We start from the raw sequence: 25,330 nt of genomic DNA on the forward strand, positions 1-25,330 counted from the left end.
CTGCGGCTCTTTTCTTTTGCTTTTCTTACTCAGTTCCACGACAATAGCCGCCCATTTCTATTTCCATCTGAGTAGCGTAATGACTCCTGCAATTTATTTGGTCAAAGGTCGAGACAAATCTTTGCGTCGTAAACACCCATGGATTTTTTCTCGTGGCATCAGCAAAGTCGAAGGGACACCAGAATTAGGTGAAACCGTCGATGTTTATTCCTTTGAGGGTAAATGGTTAGCCAAAGCCGCCTACTCACCACATTCACAAATCACCGCACGTGTCTGGAGCTTTGAGCAACAGCCGATCGATCGTGATTTCTTCATTAAGCGTATTGAGCAGGCCCAACTGCTGCGTAACGATATTATTGAGCGTGATGGCTTAACAGGTTACCGCTTAATTGCCGCAGAATCAGACGGTTTACCCGGCATTACCATCGACAAGTATCAAAACTACCTAGTGTGCCAACTGTTAAGTGCGGGGGCGGAATATCAAAAGCAGACTTTAGTTGAAGCTCTTGTGCACTGTTTTCCTGAATGCCATGTTTATGAGCGTTCTGATGTGGCCGTGCGTAAAAAAGAAGGTTTGCAAGAACGCGTTGGTGTGTTGCATGGTGAACTGCCACCTAAATCGGTCGTTATTGAAGAAAATGGCGTCAAAATCAGCGTTGATATTGTCGGCGGTCACAAAACTGGTTTCTATCTGGATCAACGGGATAGCCGTTTCCAATCGATGAAATACGTCAAAGATAAAGACGTATTGAACTGTTTCTCTTACACCGGTGGTTTCGGTTTATACGCATTAAAAGGTGAAGCGAAACGCGTGATTAACGCGGATGTGTCACAACCGGCTTTGGATACGGCAAAACTCAACGCCGAACTCAACGGCTTTGATATCAGTAAGAAACGCGCCGTATTTTTGAATGCCGACGTCTTTAAGCTACTACGTGAGTACCGTGATCAAGGAACACGCTTTGATGTCGTCATCATGGATCCACCTAAGTTTGCCGAATCAAAAGCTCAGCTAGATGGCGCTTGTCGCGGCTATAAAGACATCAACATGCTGGCGATGCAAATCCTAAAACCTGGAGGCACACTGTTGACTTATTCTTGTTCCGGCTTGATGGATCAGGTGCTATTCCAGAAAATCATTGCCGATGCAGCGTTGGATGCCGGACGTGACGTTAAGTTTGTCGAGCGTTTCGAGCAAGCGGCGGATCATCCGACCGACACCGCTTATCCTGAAGGTTTCTACCTGAAAGGCTTCGCGTGTAAAGTGCTGTAGCCTGCTGAGGCATTTTGCATGTACCTCTCACGCTAAGTTGTATTCAAAGCGGTCTCAACAGAGACCGCTTTTCATTTGCCACTCTTCGCTTTTCACCACACGATTACGTCCCAGCTTTTTCGCTGTCAGCAGCGCATGATCCGCTAATTTCAAGGCCGATTCATAATTCTCTGCTTGGTTGGCGTTAGCAAAGCCCACACTCACCGTGACTGCCAATCCTGATGCTATGCTTGAAAGATCCATCTGCTCAATATTACGCCGCAAATGCTCGAAATAATGCCAAGCATTTTTAGACTCACCGAAAAAGAGAATGGTGAACTCTTCCCCACCCCAACGTGCCACTCGTCTTTTATCCCCCACATATTCCAGTAACTGTTGAGATACCGCGATAATCGCCTGATCGCCAATAATGTGTGAATAACGATCATTAATTTGTTTAAAGTGATCAATATCGAGTACGGCGATACTCACCTGTTGCTGCGGGTTATCGATTCGTGAGAAAGTCTGCTTGAGATACAGATCAAATGCGCGACGATTCGCCAACCCCGTAAGTTCATCTTCTTTAGACAGTTTTTCGAATTTCTCGGCCTGTAAACGCAGTTTGTGAGTCTGCAGAGCGACCTGCTCCACCAGATATAATTCACGACGTTTAAGCGCTCGAATTCGCCACATCACCACTGAAACAGCAAAAGCCAAGACAAGCATTCCCGCCAACACGATCACCTCTTTCCGCTGCCAGAAATGCGGTTCAATCGTAAAACGGTAAACGTAAGTGGCATCGTTCCATTCACCATATGGGTACCGAGCACTCACAAAAAACTGGTAATTACCGGGGGCCAAATTGGTGTATTCCGCTAACGTCGTTTGCCCTCGATACGACCAATTTTGGTCAAAGCCCTCTAGCTTCGTTCGATATTGCAAACGTTCCGACATCACAAAACCCAATCCAACATAGTTGAAGCTGACTCGGTTAGTCCCCGCTGCCGCGACATGTTGTGTCTCTGGATTAATGCTTTCACTGTCAAAACTGACGGACTCAATCACCACTGGCAAACGCAGCTCACTCAATTGTTGTAAGCGCTGAACCTCAATACTGGCGACTCCTTTTGCGGTGGCAAAAAAGAGTTCACCACTGGGTAATGTGGCGGAGGCTGGATTGGTTCCACCATTGGCTTGACTGGTTGCCATGCCATCGCCTTCATCAAAATGCTCAAACTCAACCTTGTTACTGATGCCATCGGCAACGGCCAACATTTGATCGTAATTGAGTTTCCACACCCCACGATTACTTGATAGCCAAACATGCCCTTCATTATCTCGCAGCATTTGGAAGAACTTATCAATCGGTAAGCCCGCCGCACGCCCCACCAGGGAGAGTTGTCTGTCACTCATCCGGTAACGAACAATACCTCGATCCGTTGCCATCCAGACATAATCTGGTTCCATATAAAACCCAAAAACGTACTGAGCGCGTTCCATCTTGGTTAAATCGACGGGATGAATTTGCCCTTGAGTATCGAAATAAGCCACGCCAACCGCACTTCCTACCCAAAGCTGACCTTGTGCATCGAGACTTAATCCCATGATGTAATCATCAGGAAGGGGAGAATTCCGCTTATTATAGGTAATTAAATCGCCTCCCGAGGTGCGCTTTACGATGCCATTAGGAGTACCGATCCATAAGTTACCCTTTTGATCATCCACAATGGCTCTGACTTCATTACTCGGAAGACCTTTGTTTTCATCCAATACCGGATGGAGTAGTCCATGCTGCCAAAGTAGCAAACCTCGTTGCACACTTCCAACCCATACTCCACCGTTCACATTACTGGCATGAGCAAGGCTCAAAACAGACGGCCGAGAGCCCACATGGGGCATTAGTGCACTGTGTGCCAGACCATCTTCAATGATACTCAATCCTCGACTGGTACCAACCATCACGCGCTCATCATCAAGAGGCAGTAAGGTTCGCACGTAGTCACCGATCAAGCCTTTGTCACTATTGATGTTAATGAATGGCGCATCACGCAGACGCATCAGCCCCGCATTTGTCCCCACCCAAATACTGCCTTCAATGTCCTGATACCAAGACAATACTCGGCTGTGGGGCAATCCCCGATTAGGCTCTAAAAATTGCAGTTGCTGATTTTTAAGGCGAGCGATACCTCGATTCACGGTGCCTATCCACCAGTTTCCTGCGCGATCTTGCTCAGCCAAAGTGACAGACTCCTTTTCGAGCGGCGGAAACAGCGATTGGAAACCTTCTTCGTCCTCAACCCATACACCGTGCTCCGTAGCCACGACCAGTGCTTGATTCGAGTCGATCGACACATAGTTAACTCGTTGGTAACGTCCTTTCGGAAGGTCAACCACCGAAGGTTTACGCTCATCGAATCGATATAACCCTTTATCTGTTGCCACAAAAACAACATTCTGCTGGTTTTTCACTAAACGATAAGCGCTAACGCCCGTCAGTAGCCATTGGTCGTTACCATATTCGCCTTTACCTAAATAGGGGCGGATCATCACGCCTAAGCCTTCAATGGCCAACCATAAATTTTGGTCAGCATCCATTAACGCGCCATTCACCAAACTGGGCGCAGAACGGAAAGAGTGCCAGCCATAGCTGAGTCTTTGGGTAATACTTCCTCGCGCCCCCGCAACAAGTAAGCCATTATTTTCCATTGCCAATAAGGTTCGCGTGCCAGAGTCATCCATGCCTGTCTGTGGGTTACGATCAAATAACTGAAAATTGATACCGTTATAACGAACCACCCCTTCCCAAGTTGCAAACCACAAATACCCATCACGGGTTTGTGCCACGCTGTTGATGCTGTTGTGCGGTAAACCATCCGTTGAGGTCCACGTTTCCACGAAATAGTCTGAAATGTGTTCTACTACAGCGTAAGCGGAAAACGTAAACAGCAGCATGGTGATAGAACACACCTGCAGCCAGTAGCAAGCCAAAAGCCTAATTCCTTTCATTATTCTAATTGTCCTTCACACTCGAAACCGACACCCAAAAAAGAGGGATTTCTCGCATTAGTCTGGATCATTTTATTCAACACTCATCATTTAGGCGCAACGCAAAGCGCCGCTTCACCGATAACGATAAGCGGATTAGTTGTTATTTGAAGACTAACCTTCCTCAGTGCACTTGCTTGAAAGCGGCTGAGGTTTTTCTGACATTGTTTACGACAGTAACGTTCCTTCGTAATTCGACGTTGTAACATTCCTTTTATCCGATCAAGGGTTCAATAGTTTTTATTAGACCGTCAATCGAAGCGACTGATTATCTATTTTCTGATCACACTATTCATGGGTTTTATCTCAATTTTGTCGTACACAAATCATTATGAAAAATAAACTCAATCTGTGGATTTAGCCATAGATTCAATCGAAATGGTGATCATTGCTGTTAATCAGGTGTAATCGATACCCAACTTCGAGGGCTTTACGTTATACCCCTAATAACACTCTGTGTTTGTTTGCCTCGTATCGTTCTACACTACTTGGGTCTGTACCCATGCCCTCTCACATGATGGCCTACAAGGTATTCCACCTGACTTAAGGAAACTATGATGATTCAAATTGGACAAACGTTACCTGATGCACAACTAAGCCAACGCACCAACGAAGGCACATTAACGCATTCCGTAAAAACATTATTCGCGAACAAAAAAGTCGTACTCTTTGCCGTTCCCGGTGCTTTTACTCCAACGTGTTCAGAAGCGCACTTACCTGGTTATGTGGTCTTCGCTGACAAATTCAAAGAGAAAGGTATCGATGCGATTGCTTGTGTTTCGGTTAACGATGCTTTTGTAATGAAAGCATGGGGTGAAGCCCAAAACGCGAGTGAGATTCTTATGCTTGCCGATGGTGATGCCAGTTTTACCAAAGCTCTGGGTTTAGAAATGGATACTGGCAATTTTGGCGGTGTTCGCTCTCAACGTTACGCGATGGTTATCGAAAATAATGTGGTGACGCTGCTCAATGTTGAACCACCTAAAACCTTTGAATTGAGCAAAGCGGAAACGGTACTCGCGAGCCTATAACTCGACCGCCGATTCGCTGGAACTCCTAGCATTTGCAAGGAGTTCCAGCATTAATCTGCTTTATGGTTCCGGATATTCTGCTAATAACTGTTTCGCACGTTCATAATCGAAGTTCTCAAGAGCGTTGATCAAGGCCTCTTGTTGCGTAGGATTCCAAGCTGAGACTTGACGGATCGGTTTACTCAAATTCAAAGCTACCACATCATAATCATTCACGGCCTGCCATAACTGTTGATACCACGCGCTCCAATCCATGCTCGCTTGGCATTCTGGCTTATGGTGCTGCATTTCCCAGATCGCAAGTTCATCATTCACCTGTATCAAGAGCCTTTGTGCTTGTTGTATGTCTTCTCTATTAGGTTCCATTTGCTGCTCTAATCGGTGCTCCAAACTCGCTGCGAATTGGGCGAGCGAATCGAACCCTAAATTAGCCGATGAGCCTTTTAATGTATGCGCAACTCGCGTTGCGGTATCCCAATCTTGCTCGGAAATCAACCCAGATAGGTTGTCTAATTCTTGTTGTTGGCTATCAATAAAATGTCGCAGTATTTCAAAATAACGCGCTTGGTTACCCCCAATTCGGAAAATCGCTTGTTCAAGATCAATACCGGTGAGATTTGGCAGCCCGTCAGGCAACTTCTTAGATGCCGCCATCGACGTTGCTTGAAGTGAAGGAGACGCCGCCGACTCTTCAGGCTCCGTCCATGTTAAGAACTGTTTGAGCACATGATAAAACTTATCGACATCAATTGGTTTAGACAGGTGACCATTCATCCCCGCTTGAGTGCAGCGTTCAATATCTGTCGCCATCGCATTCGCGGTCATTGCAACGATGGGCAGCGTCTTCCAACGCTCATCTGCGCGAATTTTTTGTGTAGCGGTGATCCCGTCCATCACCGGCATCTGCATGTCCATCAAGACCAGATCAAACGATTTCTCGGCCAACATTTGCAAGGCTTCTTCCCCGTTATTAGCCACCGTCATACTAAGCCCTGTCTCTTGCAACAGCCCTAACGCCACTTCTTGGTTAACTTCATTATCTTCAACCAGCAGCAGTGTTTGCCCTGCAAAATTAGGTTTGCGATGTTGGCTCGCTTCTGTTTGTTTATGCCGTACATGATCAATCCCATAGCTGGTGACAATCGCATCCAACAAGTTAGAGGGGTTAACTGGTTTTACAATCAACGCATCAACCAGTTTGCTGTTTTCGCTATCGAGATGAATATCACGTCCATACGCGGTGACGAGAAAACATTTGGTTTGTTCACGCAACCCGAGTGATTTCACTCGGGTTAACAACTCAATACCGTTCATTCCCGGCATGTTCCAGTCAACAAATAACATATCAAACGGCTTTTGCTGTATTTCCGACAATGCCTCAAACCCATTGCTCACGGTAACCACATTAAAACGCATCGCCGTCAGTAACGAATCCAAAATGTTCCGTGCAGAATCATTATCATCAACAACCAGCACTCGCTTATCCGCTAGGCCATGCAGAGGCTGGGCGATATCACGCATTTTCGCTTCTTGTAGCCCACACACCACAGAAAATTCAAAGGTAGAGCCTTTGCCTTCTTCACTGTGTGCCGAGATCTCCCCACCCATCAATTCCACCAACTGTTTACTGATGCTTAGGCCAAGCCCTGTACCGCCATATTGGCGTGTAATGCTGTTATCGGCTTGCGAGAAGGCGTTAAACAAACCCGCCAATTTCTCTTGGGTAATTCCAATTCCCGTATCTTTCACAGCAAAAAATAGCGTGACTTGTTGTTCATTCAATTGACGCACGCGTGCTGAGATAACGATTTCACCTTGGTGAGTAAACTTCACCGCGTTACCACACAAGTTCACCATCACTTGCCCTAAGCGCAAAGGATCGCCAATCAAACCAAGCGGGATATGCGGGTCAATATCCATCAAGAACTCAATGCCTTTTTCTTGCGCTTTCAAAGAGATCACTGAGATAAGGTTATCGAGGACATCATCAAGATTGAAATCAATCCGTTCAACATGCAGTTTTCCTGCTTCCATTTTGGAAAAGTCGAGGATGTCATTAATAATGCCGAGTAAATTTTTGGCAGATTCATTAATCCGTGTCACGTATTTGCGCTGAGTGGTATCAAGCGGAGTATTAAGTGCCAAATGTGCCATGCCAAGAATGGCATTCATCGGCGTGCGGATCTCATGACTCATATTGGCCAAAAAATCACCTTTGGCTTGACTCATCGCATCCGCCATTTTTTTCGCGTCCCGTAACTCTTCCTCCATCCGTTTACGTTCCGTGAGATCTAGCAAAATCCCAACAATGCCATGCACCTGCTCTAGATGATCGCCAAAAGAAGCTTCATACACCAATAACTCCCGTTGCTCTCCTTTCTGATCAAGCAAGGACACTTCATAATTTCGGCTAGTTTGCTGCTGTGCCAATGCCCGATGAGCTTCGGAGAAACACTGGGAAGCCACGGGTGAGAAAATGTCATGTGGCGATTTTCCTATCACCTCTTGCCGTTCAAACCCAACCAGATCCAAGAACTTAGCGTTAACGGTCAAATAAAGCCCTTCAGGGTTCAAGCAGTACATAGGGTTCGGGGTTGCATCGAGAATTTCTTGATTAAGTTGGGACTGCTCAAGCACTTTACGTTCAGCTAAACGTTGCTGTTCCGCATTTTGCGTCAGTTGAATCGCAACCGAAAGATCATCGAGCATCTGCGATAACCAATGGTAGTGTTGGGTACTTAGCATGCCCACCGTGCCAAGTTCAAGCAGAGCGATAGGTTGACCATTAACATGCAGAGGCAAGTAATACACCTCATTCAGCGCGATCATCCCCGAAGTAGAAACAACTTGGAAATGGCCATTCAGTGATCTCATCGCATACGGTTTACCTGAACGCAGCACACTAAAATGGGTGGTAGTAGGATCACTAAATTCGCGTTGTGCGGATTCGGTTTGCCCCACACCGGCCACCCGCACTAACACGCCCTCATGATAGATATACAGGCCAATGAACTCGACCGGAAACTGATGGAGTAAAAACTGAGTAACCTGATTGCACAGTGCTTCAGTGGTCGGGTTATTACGGATGATGATGTTGAAGTCTTTGACCAGTGTATTAAAACTCAACTGCTCTGCAATGTGGTGAAAGACCACATTCAAACTGTCGATGAAGCGTTGTAACTCGCCATACGCTTTTTGAGTGAGCGTAAACTCGTAATCTTCACTCTGAACTTGCTTAACCACGGTTTTTAATAAGGTGGTTAATGGCGCCACATACACCATCCACAGTAAAACGAAGGAAGCAATAATCGCCGATAACAATAAGCTCACTAACACAAGGCTGATCCGCTCATAATATTGTGCTTTCTCATCCGCCGCGTTGGCTTGAGACTGAATCCTGCGCACGATGTTGCCGTGTGCAGAACCGATCGCGGCCATAATCTTGGCTTTCTCAAGAAAATACTTTTCGCTATAGAGTAAAGAGCGGGCGAAATTCAGGTCTGGCTCACCAGTGTAACGATACTCTCCGGCAAACTCTTTTTTCCATCCTTTGACGGCCATAAAGGCTTCACGTTCAAGCGCAACGAGTTGGTCAGACAGAGAAAGAGCATTTTGTAGCTCCAAGAACTCGACAGAATCGATCCCCGATTGCCGAATACGCTCAATGAGTGATGGATAACGCTGGTTTCCGCTTTGGTCTAATTCATTGGTATCGCTGAGTACGACGACATCCCAAAACTCGTAATCATTATTGGAGGGGGCTGCCAATTTACCATTACGCACAGCCAATACTTGATTAAACAAGCGCAGCCAACGCTCATTACCGGTACTCGCATAGGCACGAGCAAACTTGGTCAGATGATCTGAGCTCTGTTTTAACTCTTGTGACAAACGATAAAACCGATGAAGCTGCTCACTATGCTGATGGCTCTCCACTCGGAGATCCGCCACCTGCCGAGTGACGGTGAACATCGCCACGGCCAGCACCGCCATCAAACAAAATAGTAATGCAAATATCGCCTTGATTGAGCGCATGCTATCTCCTTATTAACACAGGATTCTGTGCAGCTTATTTCCAAAGTTTAGCTATAGTTTATGCAATGAACGCCATTTTAATCACAATCCCCTAAACTTTGTGGTGAATAGGATAATTCACATGTCAATGGAAGATTTGACCCAATGCACAATACTGATTGTCGATGACTCTCCCGACAATATCGCTTTTATGTCACAAGGCTTGGCGCAGTTTTATCGCATTAAAGCCGCACGCTCAGGTAAGGTTGCGTTAGATATATTGGCTCAACACCCGATCGATTTAGTGTTGTTGGATATTGTGATGCCCGAGATGTCGGGGTATGAAGTCATCCACCAAATCAAACAGAACCCGAAAACACAGCATATTCCGGTCATTTTCCTCACCGGGAAAAGCCATCCGGAAGATGAACAACTCGGTTTCGAACTTGGCGCAGTAGACTACGTTTTTAAGCCCGTTAGCATCCCTCTGCTCAAATCACGCGTGCGAACTCATCTACAGAACAAGCTTTCCAAAGATATTCTGCTCAATCAAAACGATTATCTGGAAACCGAAGTGTTACGTCGCTCTGGCGACTTAGATCGCATGCAGGATGCGGTGGTATTTGCTCTAGCAAGCCTAGCGGAAACACGCGATCCTGAAACGGGAAATCATCTTTTGCGTACGCAGCACTATGTTAAGGTGCTGGCAGAACGTTTGGCATGTTTAGAAAAATACCGAGACACACTCACTCCGAGGGTCATTGATACTTACTTTAAAGCCGCTCCCTTGCACGATATTGGCAAAGTTGGCATTCCTGACAACATACTGCTCAAACCAGGAAAGCTCACTGAGAGTGAGTTCACCATCATGCGTAATCACGCACTGCTAGGTAAACTTGCGCTAGAGAAAGCAGAAAAGCTCTCTGGGGCTTGTACCGAACTGATCAGGGTTGCTAAAGAGATCGTCATCGGTCATCACGAAAAATGGGATGGTTCGGGGTATCCAATGGGATTAAGAGGAGAAGCCATTCCACTCAGTGCACGTTTAATGGCGCTTGCCGATGTGTATGATGCTTTGATTTGTCGCCGCGTCTACAAAGAACCGATGAGCCATGAACAAGCGAAAGCCATCATTCTGCAAGGCAGCGGAACTCACTTTGACCCTATGGTCATCGACGCTTTTTTAGCCGAAGAACAGAGCTTCATCGCTATCGCACAGAAATTTGCCGATGAAGCTTCTGAAATAAAATCTATCGTGCCGGCTCAAGTAGCATCTGGCTGACGATCAGGTGCTGCCCGCTCAAAAGCGGGTAAAGCGCGTAAAGACTCAGCTACCCGTTTTAGTGTGGGGTAACGACTCATATCCAAATCAAAACGCTCAGCGTTGTACACTTGTGGAACTAGGCAGACGTCAACCAGTGACAGAGTATCGCCCACACTGTATATCCCTGCTCGTTGGCGTAACTTTTCTTCCAGCCCGAGGAAGCCTTTGTCAATCCAATGACGGTACCAATGATTTTTCTCATCGTCCGAAGCCGAAAATTCTGCGGAAAGGTACTGCAAAATCCGCAAATTATTGATCGGATGGATATCGGCTGCGATATCGAGCGCCAATGCCTTTATTTGATAGCGTTCTACACCTCGTTCTGGGATCAGACGAGGCTCTGGATAGGTTTCATCCAGATATTCAATAATCGCCAACGACTGGTTTAAACACAGTTCACCATCAATAAGCACGGGGATGAGTTCACTGGGGTTGAGGCGATGAAAATCCGCATGATGCTGCTGCCCCCCATCTTTGTTCAAATGCACAGCACGCGATTCATACGCCAACTGTTTGATGTTGAGCGCAATTCGCACTCGGTAAGCCGCAGAAGATCGCCAGTATCCATAAAGAATCAAACTCATTGTGTCTCCTTGTTGTGTGGCAGTACACGCTGTTCAATCGCACCAAATACGCTTTGTTGCTGATCGTTGAACATCTCAATACGCACCGTATCACCAAACTGCATAAATGGCGTTTGCGGTTTGCCATCACGCAGCGTTTCAATCATCCGCAGTTCCGCAATACAGGAATAACCCACACCACCCTCACGGATCGCGCTGCCGTAATCGGTACCCTGCTTATTGGAAACTGTACCCGAGCCAATAATGGAGCCGGCACACAGCGCACGCGTTTTCGCCGCATGAGCAATTAACTCAGGAAATGAAAAGGTCATATCCACGCTGGCATTGGGGCAGCCAAACAGTTCGTGGTTATATGTGGTGCGCAAAGGTAACGCGAGCCGTTCACCATCCCATGCTTCACCAAGCTCATCCGGAGTCACCGCGACAGGAGAAAAGGCCGAAGAGGGTTTGGATTGATAGAAGCCAAACCCTTTGGCGAGTTCGTTCGGGATCAGCCCTCGCAGTGAAACATCATTCACTAGAATCAGCAGTCGAATGGCTTGTGCGGTTTCTTGGGGGAACTGCCCATCGCCACATCGGCGGTCACCACCGCCACCTCTGCTTCAAAATCGATCCCCCACGCTTCATCCGCCATCACGATCGGCTCCCGCGGGGCTAAAAACGTATCTGAGCCACCTTGATACATCAGAGGATCAGTCCAAAAACTCTCTGGCATTTCTGCGCCACGCGCTTTGCGCACCAACTCAACATGATTCACGTAAGCAGAACCATCCGCCCAGTGATAGGCTCTCGGCAACGGAGAGAGGCAAAGATCTGGGTCGAACAAACGTGCAGTAATGGTGCGTTCATTCAGTGCGAAATAGACATCTTGCAACGAGTCAACCACCGAGTCCCAGTTATCCAACGCCTGTTGTAATGTACTGGCAATCTCAGGTACTGCAACACACAGGCTTAAATCTCGACTCACCACAACCAGTTGACCATCACGCATTCCATTTTTCAGAGTCGCTAATTTCATATCGCCCTACTCCTTTTTGCTCTGCCAACTGTAAACATACTGACGATTTTCGACTTGCTGCGCCGCTTCGCTAAAGTGCAGCGCATGGCGGGTATCAATCATCACCGCCACTTCATCAGTGAATTTTTTGCGGTATTCCAAGCCGGCTTGGAACGCTTTCGGATGCGGACCGTGAGTAAAACCCGCAGGGTGAAAAGTCACCATGCCGGCTTCAATATTGTCACGGCTGAAAAAATCGCCGGCGTGGTAAAACAGCACTTCATCGTAATCATCGTTGTTGTGATAAAACGGCACTTTCAGCGCGCCGGGATCACTCTCAATCGGGCGCGGTACAAAAGTACACACAACAAAACCTTGGCCGACAAAGGTGGTATGTGCCGAAGGCGGAAGATGGTAGCGATGCGACATCAGCGGGCGAATATCGCGCCAGTTCAGGCGCACGACAGAGAGATCGCCATGCCACCCCACCGCATCCAATGGATTAAACGGGAAAGTAATGGTGCTGATCTGCCCGTGACGCTTCACCTGCACTTGCGTCTGCTGCTCAGAATACTGCGCTCGGAACTGATCATTGATCGAAGGCACATCTAGGACCGCAGGATCAAACACCGCATGATTTCCCACTAAGCCTTTTTCCGGCAGTGAATACGCTGCATCGGTGTTTTCAATCATCAAAATAAACAAGGGCTCAATCGGCTCTAAACGCCAGTTGGTCGAGCGAGGAATCAACACATAATCACCTTCACTCACCGTCAGATGACCATAATCACAATAGAGATCCGCTTTGCCCTGATGGATAAACAACAGCTCATCACCATCGGCATTGCGCGCCAACGCTGGCATAGCTTGTTCTAGCTTCCACACCCGCACTTTCACTTCTTGGTTATTCAGTAAAAGCGGCACTTGCCAAGGGGATAAAGCATTCACTCCCTCAACATGGTTGAAATTGAATGCACGTGGACGCAGTTCGCCCTCCCACTCACTCCAACCTGTCGGTGCATGTTGGTGATGAAAATGCGCCGCGGGGCCGAAAAAACCACTGCGCCCCGCTTCACGCTCATAAATCGCCTGCTCTGGGAAATCAGCATGTGCCTGCCTTGAACAGGTGCCTTCACGATGCGGAAAAGTAATCCATTTATGCATCAGTCAATACTCCACGGCGGATTTGATCTTCTTCAATCGATTCAAACAGCGCTTTAAAGTTACCCTCACCAAAGCCTTGGTTTCCTTTACGCTGAATGATTTCAAAGAAGACTGGGCCAATCACGGTTTGGGTAAAGATTTGCAGCAGAATGCCGTCTTTCATCGGTGCGCCGTCAATTAAAATACGCAATTCACGCAGCGCATCGACATCTTCTTGATGTCCAACCACCCGCTGATTCACTTTATCGTAATAAGTATCTGGCGTTGGCATAAAATCCATACCGCGTTCACGCAAGGTTTTCACTGTATGGTAAATATCCTCCGTGCTGAGCGCGATATGCTGGATCCCTTCCCCTTTGTACTCACGAATAAACTCTTCGATTTGCGATTTATCGTCAGAAGACTCGTTGATCGGAATGCGTATTTTGCCGCATGGCGCAGTCATGGCTCGGCTCACCAACCCCGTCAGTTTACCCTCGATATCAAAGTAGCGGATTTCACGGAAGTTACCAATGCGCTCATAAAAACCTGCCCACTGGTTCATATTGCCGCGCTTCACGTTGTGAGTGAGGTGGTCAATTTCGTACAGTCCCACTTGCGCTTTCGCTAGGCGTACTTCGCTGTCAGGGTAAAAATGGAAATCGACATCATAGATGCTGCGATCGCCATAGCGATCCACAAAATAGAGCAAGCTGTCACCAATGCCCATCACCGCCGGAATGCTCAACTCCATCGGCCCAATCTCGGTTTTGTACTCCACCGCACCATTAGCCAAAGCATGTTTGAGCGCGGCAGCTGCATCTTTCACGCGAAAGGCCATCCCGCAGACAGAAGGACCATGCTCTTTGGCAAACGCTTCAGCTTGGCTGCGTGGCTGGGCATTCACAATAAAATTGATGTCGCCTTGGCGATATAACCAAGCTTCTTTGGAGCGGTGTTTCGCAATTTCAGCAAAGCCCAGAGAGGTGAAGAGGTGTTTGAGACTGGCAATTCCCTGCATATCCGCCGCTGTGTATTCCACAAATTCAAAGCCATCTGTACCGAGTGGGTTTACGCTATCCATCATCATCGTTTCCTTGGTGTGTGGGGTTGCACTAACCATGGCTGAAATGCTGCATAAAGAAAATCCCAAGCGCCAAAGTGACTTTATGCTGATTTAAATCAAACAAAGTAACAAAATGATTACATTTATCACATCGCGCTATCTCTTAGCTAAAAATCGTGCCTATAACATGCTTCTGATAAGCACAACGCATTGAAAATTAAAATATAGTTAACTTTCAATAGCCCGTGAAGACTCTTTTCCACTCTCATTCAAAGAGTAAAGCAATACTTACAATGTAACAATATTGTTACTTTCATTGACGTCAGCTCTGTTCGAAATGTGTCGATTCATCAAAATGAGTGCCATTTCACTCAAGCACGTTTTTCCCCTCCTCTTTTCAGACTTTTTTTGATTTAACGCATCTTTTGTGAATTCGATTGCAGGCATGGTGTCAGCTTCTGTTCCCCAAGAGGTATTCCTATGAGTCTGATTAATACCCAACGTCTTGTTGACCACTTCCTACAATTGATTCAAATCGATAGCGAATCTGGTAATGAAAAACAGATTGCTGAAACCCTAGCTGAGCAGCTAGGTGAGCTCGGTTTCTCCGTGCAAAAACTGCCTGTTCCGGCGGATGTGTCGAACGGTTTTAACCTGTATGCCCGTCTTGATGGCACATTGAATGACAGCATTCTCTTTAGCTGCCACATGGACACAGTAAAACCGGGTAACGGTATCGAGCCAGTGATTGAAGATGGCATTATCCGCTCCAAAGGCAACACGATTTTGGGTGGTGATGACAAATCAGGCATTGCTGCAATTCTTGAAGCAGTACGTGTTCTGCGCGATAACCAACAAGCGCACAAAACCATTGAGATTGCTTTCACTGTGCATGAAGAAGGCGGCCTAAAAGGCTCTGAGCACTTCGACATGAGCAAAGTACAAGCACAGAAAGCGATTGTTCTCGACACAGGCGGCCCGATTGGCACTATCGTTCGCGCAGCGCCGGGCCAACAAAAAATCGTTGCAATGATCAAAGGCAAACCTGCCCACGCGGGTTTAGTACCGGAAGATGGTATCAGCGCGATTTCTGTGGCAGCTGATGCGATCACTCAAATGAAACTGCTACGTATTGACGAAGAAACCACAGCCAACATCGGTATTGTGCAAGGTGGTCAAGCAACAAATATTGTGATGCCTGAACTAAAAATTGTGGCAGAAGCACGTTCACTCAACGACGCTAAGTTAGAAGCCCAAGTTCAGCATATGATCGAAACGTTTGAGCGCGCAGCGGAGAAGCATGGCGCACAAGTAGAGATTGAATCAACTCGTGCTTATAACGCATTCAAGTTGGAAGAAGATAACGCGCACATCCAAGCGATTAAAGCGAGTTTCGAAGCGATTGGCGTTGAGCCAAAAACCAAGCTCAGCGGCGGCGGCAGTGATGCTAATAACTTCAACGCGAAAGGCTTAACTACGGTAAACCTCTCAACCGGCATGGCTAAAGTTCATACTACTGAAGAGTACATCGCGATTGCGGATATGGTGAAAATTGCCGAATTCGTTTGTGCTTATACCACCGCCTAATTCTCATCTTGTTTCAGAAAAGCAAACCGGAAGCCTAAGCTTCCGGTTTTTTATTCCCGATTCATCAAATCAGTTAATGCACTGGTGTAGTTAGTGAAGGTTTCACTCGGCGGCGTGCCAACAGCACAAACAACAAAATCAGCGCCGGATAACGCAATGTTTCACCGATCAAAGAATACAGCGAGCTGTAATTGAGCGGGCTGACTGCCAATGAAATCACCTCATTCGCCAACAGCAAGAGAACAATCATCAATAACACTTCACGAAATGACAACTCTGCCGAGATCGGTTTCAGTACCGTCACTAAACCAGAAATGGTAACTAAAAATGCCAACCACTGGGTAAAAATGGGTTGTGGCCAGATAATCGACAAAATTGCGCAAGCAATGGTTAATCCCCACCAAACTGGCTTTGAGGTCAACAAACTTTGTACATTAACCCCCGGTTTCAGATCGAGGCGAATAATGTGCCATGCAACTAAACCACCAAACAGCGAGCCCGCCGCAATATCACTGAGAAAGGCACTGCCTGAATAAAACGAAGCAAAAGATAACCAGATAAATACCCCAGCCCAAATGCGCATAGCCCAGCGGTGCGTAAACTCTTGTCGCACGTGCCACAACAAGACCCCCAAGCAACTCCAGAGCGCGATCGGCAAATTAGGGAACCCAAAACCATAGCTAGGGAACAGTTCTAATCCCGGTTGGTAAACATGAGGTCTTGGCAAAGAAAAACCTTGTTGAGCAACCAGACAAAGCAATGAGGTGACGGTCATCGCAAACAAAATTTTGTAGCAATAGGGTTTACCAAGCTGCCAATAAATCAAAGGAAACAACACTAACCCCATCACTGGAAGATTAAAAAGCATTCCGCTGAGGATGATGTTTTGCAGCCAAGGCATGCTCTTTTGCAACTGTGCCAACCCATATTGAAGCTGGTTTAGCCAATCCAATTCCACTTGCTGAAATCGAGGTGCCGCTTTGTGCAATTCAGTCACATAATCCACGGTTTGATCTGTACTCACGTTAAACAGCGAGAGGATAGACTCCCACTGCTCTGAATATCGATACTGATTCGCTTTGATATAACTAGGAGTGATCAGCATGGATGAGATCGTTTCCACTCCATAATCTGGCGCGAACCAAATGGGTAATTCATACCCTCCTAAACCATTTTGGTACGCGTAAGCGATTACCTGTGATTCACTGATGCACTCATAAACTAACGCTGTAGGAGTGTGGCCAAGTAGACGCCCCACCGCAACCACCATGCCTGTTTCTTGCCAGGTTTCACGCTGAGCCGCCATCTGGGGTGTTTCACCCGCTTCAATCGTGCCACCGGGCAACGAAAGTTTTCCAGTCAATACCTCTTGCGTCATCACTAACTTATTATCGCCACGGATCAAACATAACGCGCCGCGATACGCCGCCTCTTCTTCTTGGCTGGACATAGCCGAAAAAGAGAGCCCTAAACTCAGAGTGAAGCCTAACACTAACCAAAGTGTGCGAACATGTGCCAACAAGGTACTGTTTCCTTTTAAAAAACGAACTGACTTATACAAGCGGTTTACGTAACCAGTGGATATGTGGCACAAAGCCTGCACTCTGGTAAAAGTCTTGGGCAGTACGGTTAAAATCCCATACTTCGACAAACATTTGTTTGACCCCGTAATCTTTGAAAACCCGCTCTAATTTATGACATAGCTGATTGGCAATCCCTTGTCCACGAAATGCCGGAACTACATAAAGCTCATCGACACTGCCCATTGTCACCGCCTGACTCACGGTAGAAACCAGCTCACAAAAATGTCCAGTCACAAAACCCACTATCTGATCTTGTTGCTTCGCGACATACACCAAACACTCAGGATCATCCAAATAACGAGCGATGCTTTTCTCTTGCTCAATCTCCTCTGCGGTTTTGAAATGCTCTGGGCATTGCAGATGGTGCTCATCGTGCAATCGAAACATCAACTCATTAAGTTGCTCTAAATCTGCACTGTTGGCTGCCGAAAGTGAGAAGTTGGTCATTTTGTGATTGTTATCAATTTATCGTGGGGCGAAATTGTATAGGAAGTGCGATAAAAAATCAGCTCAGGCTACAGGGATTTTGTGCAATCGGGTTGTTATCTGTGTCACATCAGTGAGATGGTTAACTAAAAATCACTCTAATAGATGCAAAAAATAATCAGGCCATGATGCAGCCCACAAATGTGAACGACATGACGGCCTGATCTTCTGCTGCTAAAGCCGAATCAATTTAATGCTGAAACAGGTTTTCCAGCTCATTGAGGCTCATGGGATCATCAATGGTCGACGGAATGGTGTAACTCTCACCATCGGCGATTTGGCGGATGATACGCCGCAAAATTTTGCCGGAGCGTGTTTTGGGTAAACGTTCGACGACTATTGCATGCTTAAAGCAAGCCACCGCACCAATTTGATTGCGCACACTGGCGACCAACTCTTGCTCCAGCGTTTGCGCATCAATCTTCACCCCATCTTTGAGCACCACTAAACCCAGTGGCAACTGCCCTTTCAGCTCGTCGTGGACGCCAATCACCGCACATTCCGCCACAGCCGGATGCGCACCGACGATCTCTTCCATCTCGCCTGTCGATAATCGATGCCCCGCAACGTTGATCACATCATCAATGCGTCCCATGATGAACAGATACCCGTCGTCATCGAGATAACCGCCATCACCGGATACATAATAACCGGGGAATTGCGCCAAATAGCCCGACTCAAAACGGTCATGGTTACGCCATACGGTTGGCAGGCAGCTTGGTGGTAGAGGCCTTTTTAGTGCGACAAAACCTTGCTGATTGGCGGGCATGTTTTCGCCAAGCTCATTAAGAATCTCCACCTGATAACCGGGGATCGGTTTGGTTGCCGAGCCCGCTTTGATGGGCATAGATTCAAGACCCGTTGGGTTTCCAGCAATCGCCCACCCCGTTTCTGTTTGCCACCAGTGATCAATCACTGGCTTGCCTGTTTTGCTTTGTACCCATTCCAAGGTCGGCGGGTCAAGCCGCTCTCCGGCCATAAAAATGGTGGTTAACGCCGACAAATCGTACTGTTTTAAATAATCGCCATTTGGATCTTCTTTTTTGATGGCACGAAACGCGGTCGGCGCAGAAAACAGAGCGGTGACTTGGTACTCCTGACACACTCGCCAAAACGCGCCGGGATCGGGTGTGCGTACCGGTTTGCCTTCATACAAAATGGTGGTGCAGCCATGAATCAGCGGCGCATACACAATATAGGAGTGACCGACTACCCAGCCCACATCCGAAGCCGCCCAAAACACTCCATCTTGCGGCATGTTGTAGATGATCTGCATTGAATACTTGAGCGCAACCGCGTGACCGCCATTATCGCGCACCACGCCTTTCGGTTTGCCTGTGGTGCCTGAGGTGTAGAGGATATACAGCGGATCGGTGGCGAGCACAGGCACACAACCGTGCGGCGTGGCCGATTGCACGACCGTGTTCCATTCCAAATCGCGTGCATGAGTGAGCTCGGCGCGGCATTCACTGCGCTGATAAACCAAGACTTTTTCAGGCTTCCAGCGGCTATCCATAATGGCTTTGTCGACCATGGGCTTGTAGGGAATCACCTTATTGATTTCCACGCCGCACGAGGCGGTCATGATCACTTTCGGCTCCGCATCTTCAATCCGCACTGCCAGCTCATTCGGTGCGAAGCCACCAAACACGACCGAGTGAATGGCGCCCAAACGCGCACAAGCCAGCATCGCCATCGCCGCTTCTGGGATCATCGGCATGTAGATGATAACGCGATCACCTTTGCTCACCCCTTGCGCAGCCAGCATACCGGCAATTTTCGCGACACTGTCACGCAATGCCGAGTAACTATAGCGCTGCTTTTTGCCCGTCACGGGCGAATCGTAAATCAGCGCAGTGTGATCACCACGGCCTTGCTCGCAGTGATAGTCGAGCGCTAGCCAGCAAGTATTGAGTACACCATCAGGAAACCAACGCTCGATGCCATGCTCATCATTCGCCAAAATGGTTTGCGGTGGTTGAAACCAGTCGATCTGCTGCGCTTGTTTACGCCAGAAGGCTTCGGGCTGCTCTTTCGCCCATTGATATTGCTCTTGATAGGCAGACATCGCATTACTCCTTGCTCTCACTGAGGGCAGCGTAATTTGCGGGAACGCGTACCCATCCTTCCATTAGAATTCTGGCGCTGCGACTCATGATCGCACGCTCAATTTTCCAGCCTTGTTCACCTTGCTTGGCTTTGGCTCCGACTTTTAAAGTGCCGGAGGGATGACCAAAGGTGACTGACGTACGCTCACCGCCCCCCGCGGCCAAATTGACCAACGTGCCCGGAACGGCGGCAGCAGAAGCAATCGCCACAGCGGCCGTGCCCATCATGGCGTGATGCAGTTTGCCCATCGAGAGCGCGCGCACCAACAGATCCACCGAATCCGCATCTACTGGCTTACCACTTGAAGCGAGGTAACTTTTCGCGCTACTGACAAAAGCAATTTTCGGCGTGTGCTGACGGTTTTGCGCTTCTTCAATGCACTCAATCAGCCCCATTTTCAGTGCGCCATAAGCGCGTAGCGTTTCAAACTTCGCCAAGGCTTGTGGATCACTGTTGATGGCATCTTGCAGCTCAGTACCTTGATAGCCAAGCGCTTCAGCATCGACAAAAATAGTTGGAATGCCCGAGTTGATGAAAGTCGCGTTGAACGTGCCGATACCCGGCACTTGCAAATCATCCATCACGTTACCAGTTGGGAACATAGCGCCGCTGTCATCCGCAGGATCAACAAAATCGACCTGTACTTCGGCCGCCGGAAAGGTCACGCCATCGAGTTCAAATTCACCGCACTCTTGCACCGCGCCATTGACTATCGGCACATGCACCACAATGGTTTTGCTGATGTTGGCCTGCCACACTTTCACCGCCACCACACCATTGTGCGGAATACGCTCAGCAGGAATCAGCCCAGCATGGATTGCAAACGGCCCCACCGCAGCGGAAAGATTGCCGCAGTTTCCGCTCCAATCGACAAACGGTTTATCTATCGCCACTTGCCCGAACAGATAATCCACATCGTGATCCGCGCGCGAACTGGCACTGACAATCACCGTTTTGCTGGTGCTTGATGTCGCGCCGCCCATGCCATCGATCTGCTTGCCGTAGGGGTCAGGGCTACCAATCACTCGTAACAACAGAGCATCACGGGCAGCACTGGGAAGCTGCGCTTCAAGCGGCAAATCCTTCAGACGGAAAAACACCCCTTTGCTGGTTCCGCCGCGCATGTAGGTGGCAGGAATACGAATTTGTGACACTGTCTCGTTCATGCTGCCTCCTACTGCGCCAAAAAGTCTTGCGCGAAGCGTTGCAACACGCCACCCGCTTGATATACATGCACTTCATCGGCCGTGTCCAAACGGCACGTCACCGCCACATCGAGCTTCTCGCCGTTTTGTCTGGTCACGACTAGCGCTAAATCGGCACCGGGCTTGATCTCACCCACCACATCAAACAGCTCAGTGCCATCGAGCGCTAACGAGTGGCGATTGACGCCCGGCTTAAACTCTAGCGGCAGTACGCCCATACCGACCAAGTTGGTGCGGTGAATCCGCTCAAAGCCTTCCGCAACAATCGCCTCAACACCCGCTAAACGCACGCCTTTAGCCGCCCAGTCGCGCGATGAACCTTGGCCGTAATCCGCTCCCGCAATCACAATCAGCGGTTGTTTGCGGTTCATGTAAGTTTCAATCGCTTCCCACATGCGGGTTACTTTGCCTTCCGGCTCAATACGTGCGAGGGAACCTTGTTTGATCTGCCCGTTTTCTTTGACCATATCGTTAAACAGTTTCGGGTTGGCAAACGTCGCTCGCTGTGCAGTCAGGTGATCGCCGCGGTGGGTAGCGTAAGAATTAAAATCCTCCTCCGGCACGCCCATTTTGCTCAGGTATTCCCCAGCTGCGCTGTTCGCCAAAATGGCATTGGAGGGTGATAAATGATCGGTGGTGATGTTGTCACCCAAAATCGCCAGTGGTCGCATCGCTTTCAAGGTTCGCGGCGCCGCGAGCGCCCCTTCCCAATACGGTGGACGGCGAATATACGTGCTCATCGGCCGCCAGTCATACAGCGGCGAGCTCGCGCTTTGTGTCTCATCGAGTTTAAACATCTGGATATAGATCTGCTTGAACTGCTCCGGCTTGACCGCGCGGCCAACGACGGCATCAATCTCTTCATCACTTGGCCATAAATCATTGAGATAAATCGGCTTGCCTTGCGCATCGTGACCCAGCGCGTCACGCTCAATATCAAAGCGCATCGTGCCTGCTATCGCGTAAGCCACGACCAGAGGCGGCGAAGCCAAAAACGCTTGTTTGGCATACGGATGAATACGGCCATCAAAGTTGCGGTTGCCAGACAGCACCGCCGTTGCGTAGAGATCGCGTTCAATGATTTCTTGTTGAATGGCAGGATCGAGCGCACCGCTCATGCCGTTACAAGTGGTACAGGCATACGCCACAATCCCAAAACCAAGCTGTTCAAGTTCAGAGAGCAGCCCAGCTTCTTGCAAATACAATTTGGCGACTTTCGAGCCGGGCGCGAAAGAGGTTTTCACCCAAGGTTGACGTTTAAGGCCCAGCTGATTGGCTTTTTGGGCGAGCAGCCCTGCTGCAACGACGTTACGCGGGTTACTGGTGTTGGTGCAGGAAGTGATGGCGGCGATGATCACCGCGCCATCGGGCATCAAGCCCTCAGCTTGTTGTGCTTCTCGTTGCTGAGAAGGTATCGCAATACCACGCGCGCTTAGCTCTTTGGTAGGCAAACGGCGATGTGGATTGGAAGGCCCCGCCAAATTACGCTCAACGCTGGAGAGATCAAACTCTAGCACACGTTCGTATTCCGCGTGCTCTAAGCTGTCCGCCCATAAACCTGCGGCTTTGGCATAGCTTTCAACCAAAGCAACTTGCTCTGGCTCGCGACCAGTCAGTTTTAAATATTGAATGGTTTGTTCATCAATGTAGAACATGCCGGCGGTCGCACCGTATTCCGGTGTCATATTGGAGATGGTCGCGCGATCGCCGATGGTCAGCGCTTTCGCCCCTTCGCCAAAAAACTCCAGATAGGCCGAGACCACGCGCTCGTGGCGCAGAAATTCGGTTAAGGCCAATACAATATCGGTTGCGGTAATGCCCAGTTGGCGCGCTCCGGTCAGTTTCACGCCAACAATATCTGGCAAGCGCATCATGGAAGGGCGACCGAGCATTACGGTTTCCGCTTCAAGGCCACCCACACCAATCGCCAGCACACCGAGTGCATCGACGTGCGGCGTGTGGCTATCGGTTCCTACGCAAGAATCAGGGAAGGCCACGCCCTCTTTCACCTGTATCACCGGCGACATTTTTTCCAGATTGATCTGGTGCATGATGCCGTTACCGGCGGGGATCACGCTGACGTTTTTGAACGCGGTTTTGCACCACTCGATAAAGTGGAAGCGATCTTCGTTGCGTCTGTCTTCCACCGCGCGATTTTTTTCAAACGCATCAGGATCGCAGCCGGAATATTCCACCGCCAACGAGTGATCAACAATCAACTGAGTCTCTACGACAGGATTGACTTGCGCGGGGTCGCCACCTTGATCGGCTATCGCATCACGCAAGCCCGCTAAATCGACCAGCGCGGTTTGGCCGAGAATATCGTGGCACACCACACGCGCGGGATACCAAGGGAAATCAAGATCGCGTTTACGCTCGATAATTTGCAGCAGACTTTCGCTCAATTGTTCCGGTGGGCAGCGGCGAACCAAGTTTTCGGCCAGAATACGTGCCGTGTAAGGCAAAGTTTGGTATGCGCCCAGTTTTAACGCCTCGACCGCAGCGCGCGTATCAAAGAAATCGACCTGAGGTTGCACGGGGCTTGGCGATAAAGATTTACGATACAGACTGTTCATGTTTTTGCTTCCATTGCTGCTGGCCATTTAAATGGCTCTGAACCCTCCACTGGAGGGTTCGTTGTACTTGTTCAGTGTTAGCCACGCTGTTCAATCGGCAACCAAGTTTGATGCTCAGGCCCTACATAATCGGCGCTTGGGCGAATAATTCGGTTATTCGCACGCTGCTCATAAACATGCGCAGCCCAGCCAGTTAAACGGCTCATCACAAAGATTGGCGTGAACAATTTGGTCGGAATGCCCATAAAGTGATAGGCCGAGGCGTGGAAGAAGTCCGCATTACAGAAGAGGTCTTTTTCACGCTTCATCACCGCTTCCACGCGCTCAGAAACAGCGTAGAGATGAGAATCCCCCACTGCTTCAGAAAGCGCCTTCGACCACTCTTTGATTAATGCATTGCGTGGGTCACTCTCACGATAAATCGCGTGGCCAAAGCCCATGATTTTCTCTTTGTTCGCCAACATGCGCATGATGCCCGCTTCCGCTTCATCGGCACTGTGCCACTGCTCAATCATCGCCATCGCAGCTTCATTCGCTCCGCCATGCAAAGGCCCACGCAGTGTACCAATCGCACCCGTCACACAAGAGTGAATATCCGACAAGGTTGACGCACAGACTCTTGCTGCAAAGGTAGAAGCATTGAATTCATGCTCGGCGTACAGAGTGAGCGAGCAGTGCATCACTTTTTTGAACAGCTCGCTCGGCGCTTGGCCGGTGAGCATTTTGAGGAAATAGCCGCCAATCGAATCTTCACTTTGATCGGCGGTATCAATCCGCACCCCGTCATGACTGAAGCGATACCAGTAACAGATGATCGCCGGAAACAGCGCCAACATACGCTCGGTAGCCGATTGTTGCTCTGCAAAGGTATGTTCAGGCTCAAGGTTGCCAAGAATGGAGCAGCCCGTGCGCATCACATCCATCGGATGCGCTTCAGCTGGGATCAATTCCAGTGCTTGCTTGAGTTTTTCGGGTAAACCGCGCAGGCCAATCAAACGAGTTTTGTACTGTTCCAGCTCCGCTTGCGTTGGCAAATGCCCCACCAATAGCAGGTGTGCAACCTCTTCAAACTGAGCATGATGGGCCAAATCGGTAATGTCGTAACCACGGTAGGTTAACCCGGTTCCCGTTTTACCCACTGTACATAAAGCGGTGCTTCCCGCGCTTTGGCCGCGCAGCCCTGCTCCGCCCAACTCTTTTGCAGCAGACATGTCGAACTCCTTTTCTGGCTCTCCTTTTGGTGCTAGCGCACCGACCTCTTAGTGTCCACCTTCAGGTGTTTTAGGAGAGCAATTTCACGTTATTGGATTTAATGTTCTCTTACTCGC

Annotated in this window: 14 protein-coding genes and 3 pseudogenes; 4 read left to right on the forward strand and 13 right to left on the reverse strand. The window is 48.7% G+C overall.

Features of this window, described 5'->3' with window-relative positions:
- Positions 1-79 precede the first annotated feature (79 nt).
- Positions 80-1,273 carry a class I SAM-dependent methyltransferase gene (locus tag EPB59_RS06235; RefSeq protein WP_154171872.1) on the forward strand — a complete coding sequence of 398 codons (1,194 nt, stop codon included), beginning with the start codon at positions 80-82 and terminating at the stop codon, positions 1,271-1,273.
- A gap of 54 nt (positions 1,274-1,327) precedes the next feature.
- Here EPB59_RS06235 and EPB59_RS06240 read toward each other — a convergent pair whose 3' ends face one another.
- Positions 1,328-4,258, reverse strand: a complete 2,931-nt coding sequence (locus EPB59_RS06240) for a ligand-binding sensor domain-containing diguanylate cyclase (protein ID WP_154171874.1) — start codon at positions 4,256-4,258, stop codon at positions 1,328-1,330.
- 596 nt (positions 4,259-4,854) lie between these two features.
- On the opposite strand from EPB59_RS06240, the gene EPB59_RS06245 reads away from it, so the two are divergent.
- Positions 4,855-5,328, forward strand: coding sequence for a peroxiredoxin (locus tag EPB59_RS06245; protein ID WP_055050712.1), 474 nt, complete (start codon positions 4,855-4,857; stop codon positions 5,326-5,328).
- Between the two features lie 60 nt (positions 5,329-5,388).
- Here the strand turns inward: EPB59_RS06245 and EPB59_RS19010 are convergent.
- A pseudogene (locus EPB59_RS19010) lies at positions 5,389-6,027 on the reverse strand (Hpt domain-containing protein); the annotation flags it as partial.
- Between the two features lie 8 nt (positions 6,028-6,035).
- Positions 6,036-9,363 (reverse strand): annotated as a pseudogene (locus EPB59_RS06250) (response regulator); the annotation flags it as partial.
- 121 nt (positions 9,364-9,484) lie between these two features.
- On the opposite strand from EPB59_RS06250, the gene EPB59_RS06255 reads away from it, so the two are divergent.
- Entirely contained in the window at positions 9,485-10,624 is a 1,140-nt protein-coding gene (locus EPB59_RS06255; protein WP_154171878.1) for a response regulator, read from the forward strand.
- Here EPB59_RS06255 and maiA read toward each other — a convergent pair.
- The 4 genes and pseudogenes from maiA to hppD form a co-directional block, all read right to left on the reverse strand.
- Entirely contained in the window at positions 10,606-11,250 is a 645-nt protein-coding gene (gene maiA / locus EPB59_RS06260) for a maleylacetoacetate isomerase (RefSeq protein WP_095468154.1), read from the reverse strand. The two genes, EPB59_RS06255 and maiA, sit on opposite strands and share 19 nt — an antisense overlap.
- Positions 11,247-12,268: pseudogene (locus EPB59_RS06265) on the reverse strand (fumarylacetoacetate hydrolase family protein). The gene maiA and the pseudogene EPB59_RS06265 overlap by 4 nt, the downstream one beginning before the upstream one ends.
- 6 nt (positions 12,269-12,274) lie before the next feature.
- Entirely contained in the window at positions 12,275-13,411 is a 1,137-nt protein-coding gene (locus tag EPB59_RS06270; protein WP_154171879.1) for a homogentisate 1,2-dioxygenase, read from the reverse strand.
- Entirely contained in the window at positions 13,404-14,477 is a 1,074-nt protein-coding gene (gene hppD, locus EPB59_RS06275) for a 4-hydroxyphenylpyruvate dioxygenase (protein WP_055050706.1), read from the reverse strand. The genes EPB59_RS06270 and hppD overlap by 8 nt, the downstream gene beginning before the upstream one ends.
- 459 nt (positions 14,478-14,936) lie before the next feature.
- Here hppD and EPB59_RS06280 point away from each other — a divergent pair, with 459 nt between their 5' ends.
- A complete protein-coding gene (locus EPB59_RS06280) occupies positions 14,937-16,043 on the forward strand; it encodes a tripeptidase T (protein ID WP_055050705.1) in 1,107 nt (368 codons plus the stop codon).
- Positions 16,044-16,116: 73 nt separating this feature from the next.
- Here the strand turns inward: EPB59_RS06280 and EPB59_RS06285 are convergent, their stop codons facing one another.
- From EPB59_RS06285 to prpC, 6 genes are all read right to left on the reverse strand, one after another.
- On the reverse strand, positions 16,117-17,565 hold the full coding sequence (locus tag EPB59_RS06285; protein ID WP_195707076.1) for a bifunctional NUDIX hydrolase/phosphatase PAP2 family protein: 1,449 nt from the start codon (positions 17,563-17,565) through the stop codon (positions 16,117-16,119).
- A 31-nt stretch (positions 17,566-17,596) separates the two neighbouring features.
- Positions 17,597-18,073 carry a GNAT family N-acetyltransferase gene (locus EPB59_RS06290; protein WP_154171881.1) on the reverse strand — a complete coding sequence of 159 codons (477 nt, stop codon included), beginning with the start codon at positions 18,071-18,073 and terminating at the stop codon, positions 17,597-17,599.
- 229 nt (positions 18,074-18,302) lie between these two features.
- A complete protein-coding gene (locus EPB59_RS06295; protein WP_001277379.1) occupies positions 18,303-20,180 on the reverse strand; it encodes a propionyl-CoA synthetase in 1,878 nt (625 codons plus the stop codon).
- A 4-nt stretch (positions 20,181-20,184) separates the two neighbouring features.
- Positions 20,185-21,387, reverse strand: a complete 1,203-nt coding sequence (gene prpF, locus EPB59_RS06300; protein WP_154171883.1) for a 2-methylaconitate cis-trans isomerase PrpF — start codon at positions 21,385-21,387, stop codon at positions 20,185-20,187.
- Positions 21,388-21,395: 8 nt separating this feature from the next.
- The gene (gene acnD, locus EPB59_RS06305; RefSeq protein WP_154171885.1) at positions 21,396-24,002 is read right to left on the reverse strand and encodes a Fe/S-dependent 2-methylisocitrate dehydratase AcnD; all 2,607 of its coding nucleotides are present in this window, start codon (positions 24,000-24,002) and stop codon (positions 21,396-21,398) included.
- Positions 24,003-24,079: 77 nt separating this feature from the next.
- Positions 24,080-25,213 carry a bifunctional 2-methylcitrate synthase/citrate synthase gene (gene prpC, locus EPB59_RS06310; RefSeq protein WP_154171887.1) on the reverse strand — a complete coding sequence of 378 codons (1,134 nt, stop codon included), beginning with the start codon at positions 25,211-25,213 and terminating at the stop codon, positions 24,080-24,082.
- Positions 25,214-25,330 lie beyond the last annotated feature (117 nt).

The organism is Vibrio metoecus (assembly GCF_009665255.1).
In the GTDB taxonomy this organism is placed as follows: Bacteria; Pseudomonadota; Gammaproteobacteria; order Enterobacterales; family Vibrionaceae; genus Vibrio; species Vibrio metoecus_B.

Coding starts and splice junctions, on each gene's coding strand:
- EPB59_RS06235 (WP_154171872.1), top strand. CDS start 80: ATGACTCCTGCAATTTATTTGGTCAAAGGTCGAGACAAATCTTTGCGT.
- EPB59_RS06240 (WP_154171874.1), bottom strand. CDS start 4,258: ATGAAAGGAATTAGGCTTTTGGCTTGCTACTGGCTGCAGGTGTGTTCT.
- EPB59_RS06245 (WP_055050712.1), top strand. CDS start 4,855: ATGATTCAAATTGGACAAACGTTACCTGATGCACAACTAAGCCAACGC.
- EPB59_RS06255 (WP_154171878.1), top strand. CDS start 9,485: ATGTCAATGGAAGATTTGACCCAATGCACAATACTGATTGTCGATGAC.
- maiA (WP_095468154.1), bottom strand. CDS start 11,250: ATGAGTTTGATTCTTTATGGATACTGGCGATCTTCTGCGGCTTACCGA.
- EPB59_RS06270 (WP_154171879.1), bottom strand. CDS start 13,411: ATGCATAAATGGATTACTTTTCCGCATCGTGAAGGCACCTGTTCAAGG.
- hppD (WP_055050706.1), bottom strand. CDS start 14,477: ATGATGGATAGCGTAAACCCACTCGGTACAGATGGCTTTGAATTTGTG.
- EPB59_RS06280 (WP_055050705.1), top strand. CDS start 14,937: ATGAGTCTGATTAATACCCAACGTCTTGTTGACCACTTCCTACAATTG.
- EPB59_RS06290 (WP_154171881.1), bottom strand. CDS start 18,073: ATGACCAACTTCTCACTTTCGGCAGCCAACAGTGCAGATTTAGAGCAA.
- EPB59_RS06295 (WP_001277379.1), bottom strand. CDS start 20,180: ATGTCTGCCTATCAAGAGCAATATCAATGGGCGAAAGAGCAGCCCGAA.
- prpF (WP_154171883.1), bottom strand. CDS start 21,387: ATGAACGAGACAGTGTCACAAATTCGTATTCCTGCCACCTACATGCGC.
- acnD (WP_154171885.1), bottom strand. CDS start 24,002: ATGAACAGTCTGTATCGTAAATCTTTATCGCCAAGCCCCGTGCAACCT.
- prpC (WP_154171887.1), bottom strand. CDS start 25,213: ATGTCTGCTGCAAAAGAGTTGGGCGGAGCAGGGCTGCGCGGCCAAAGC.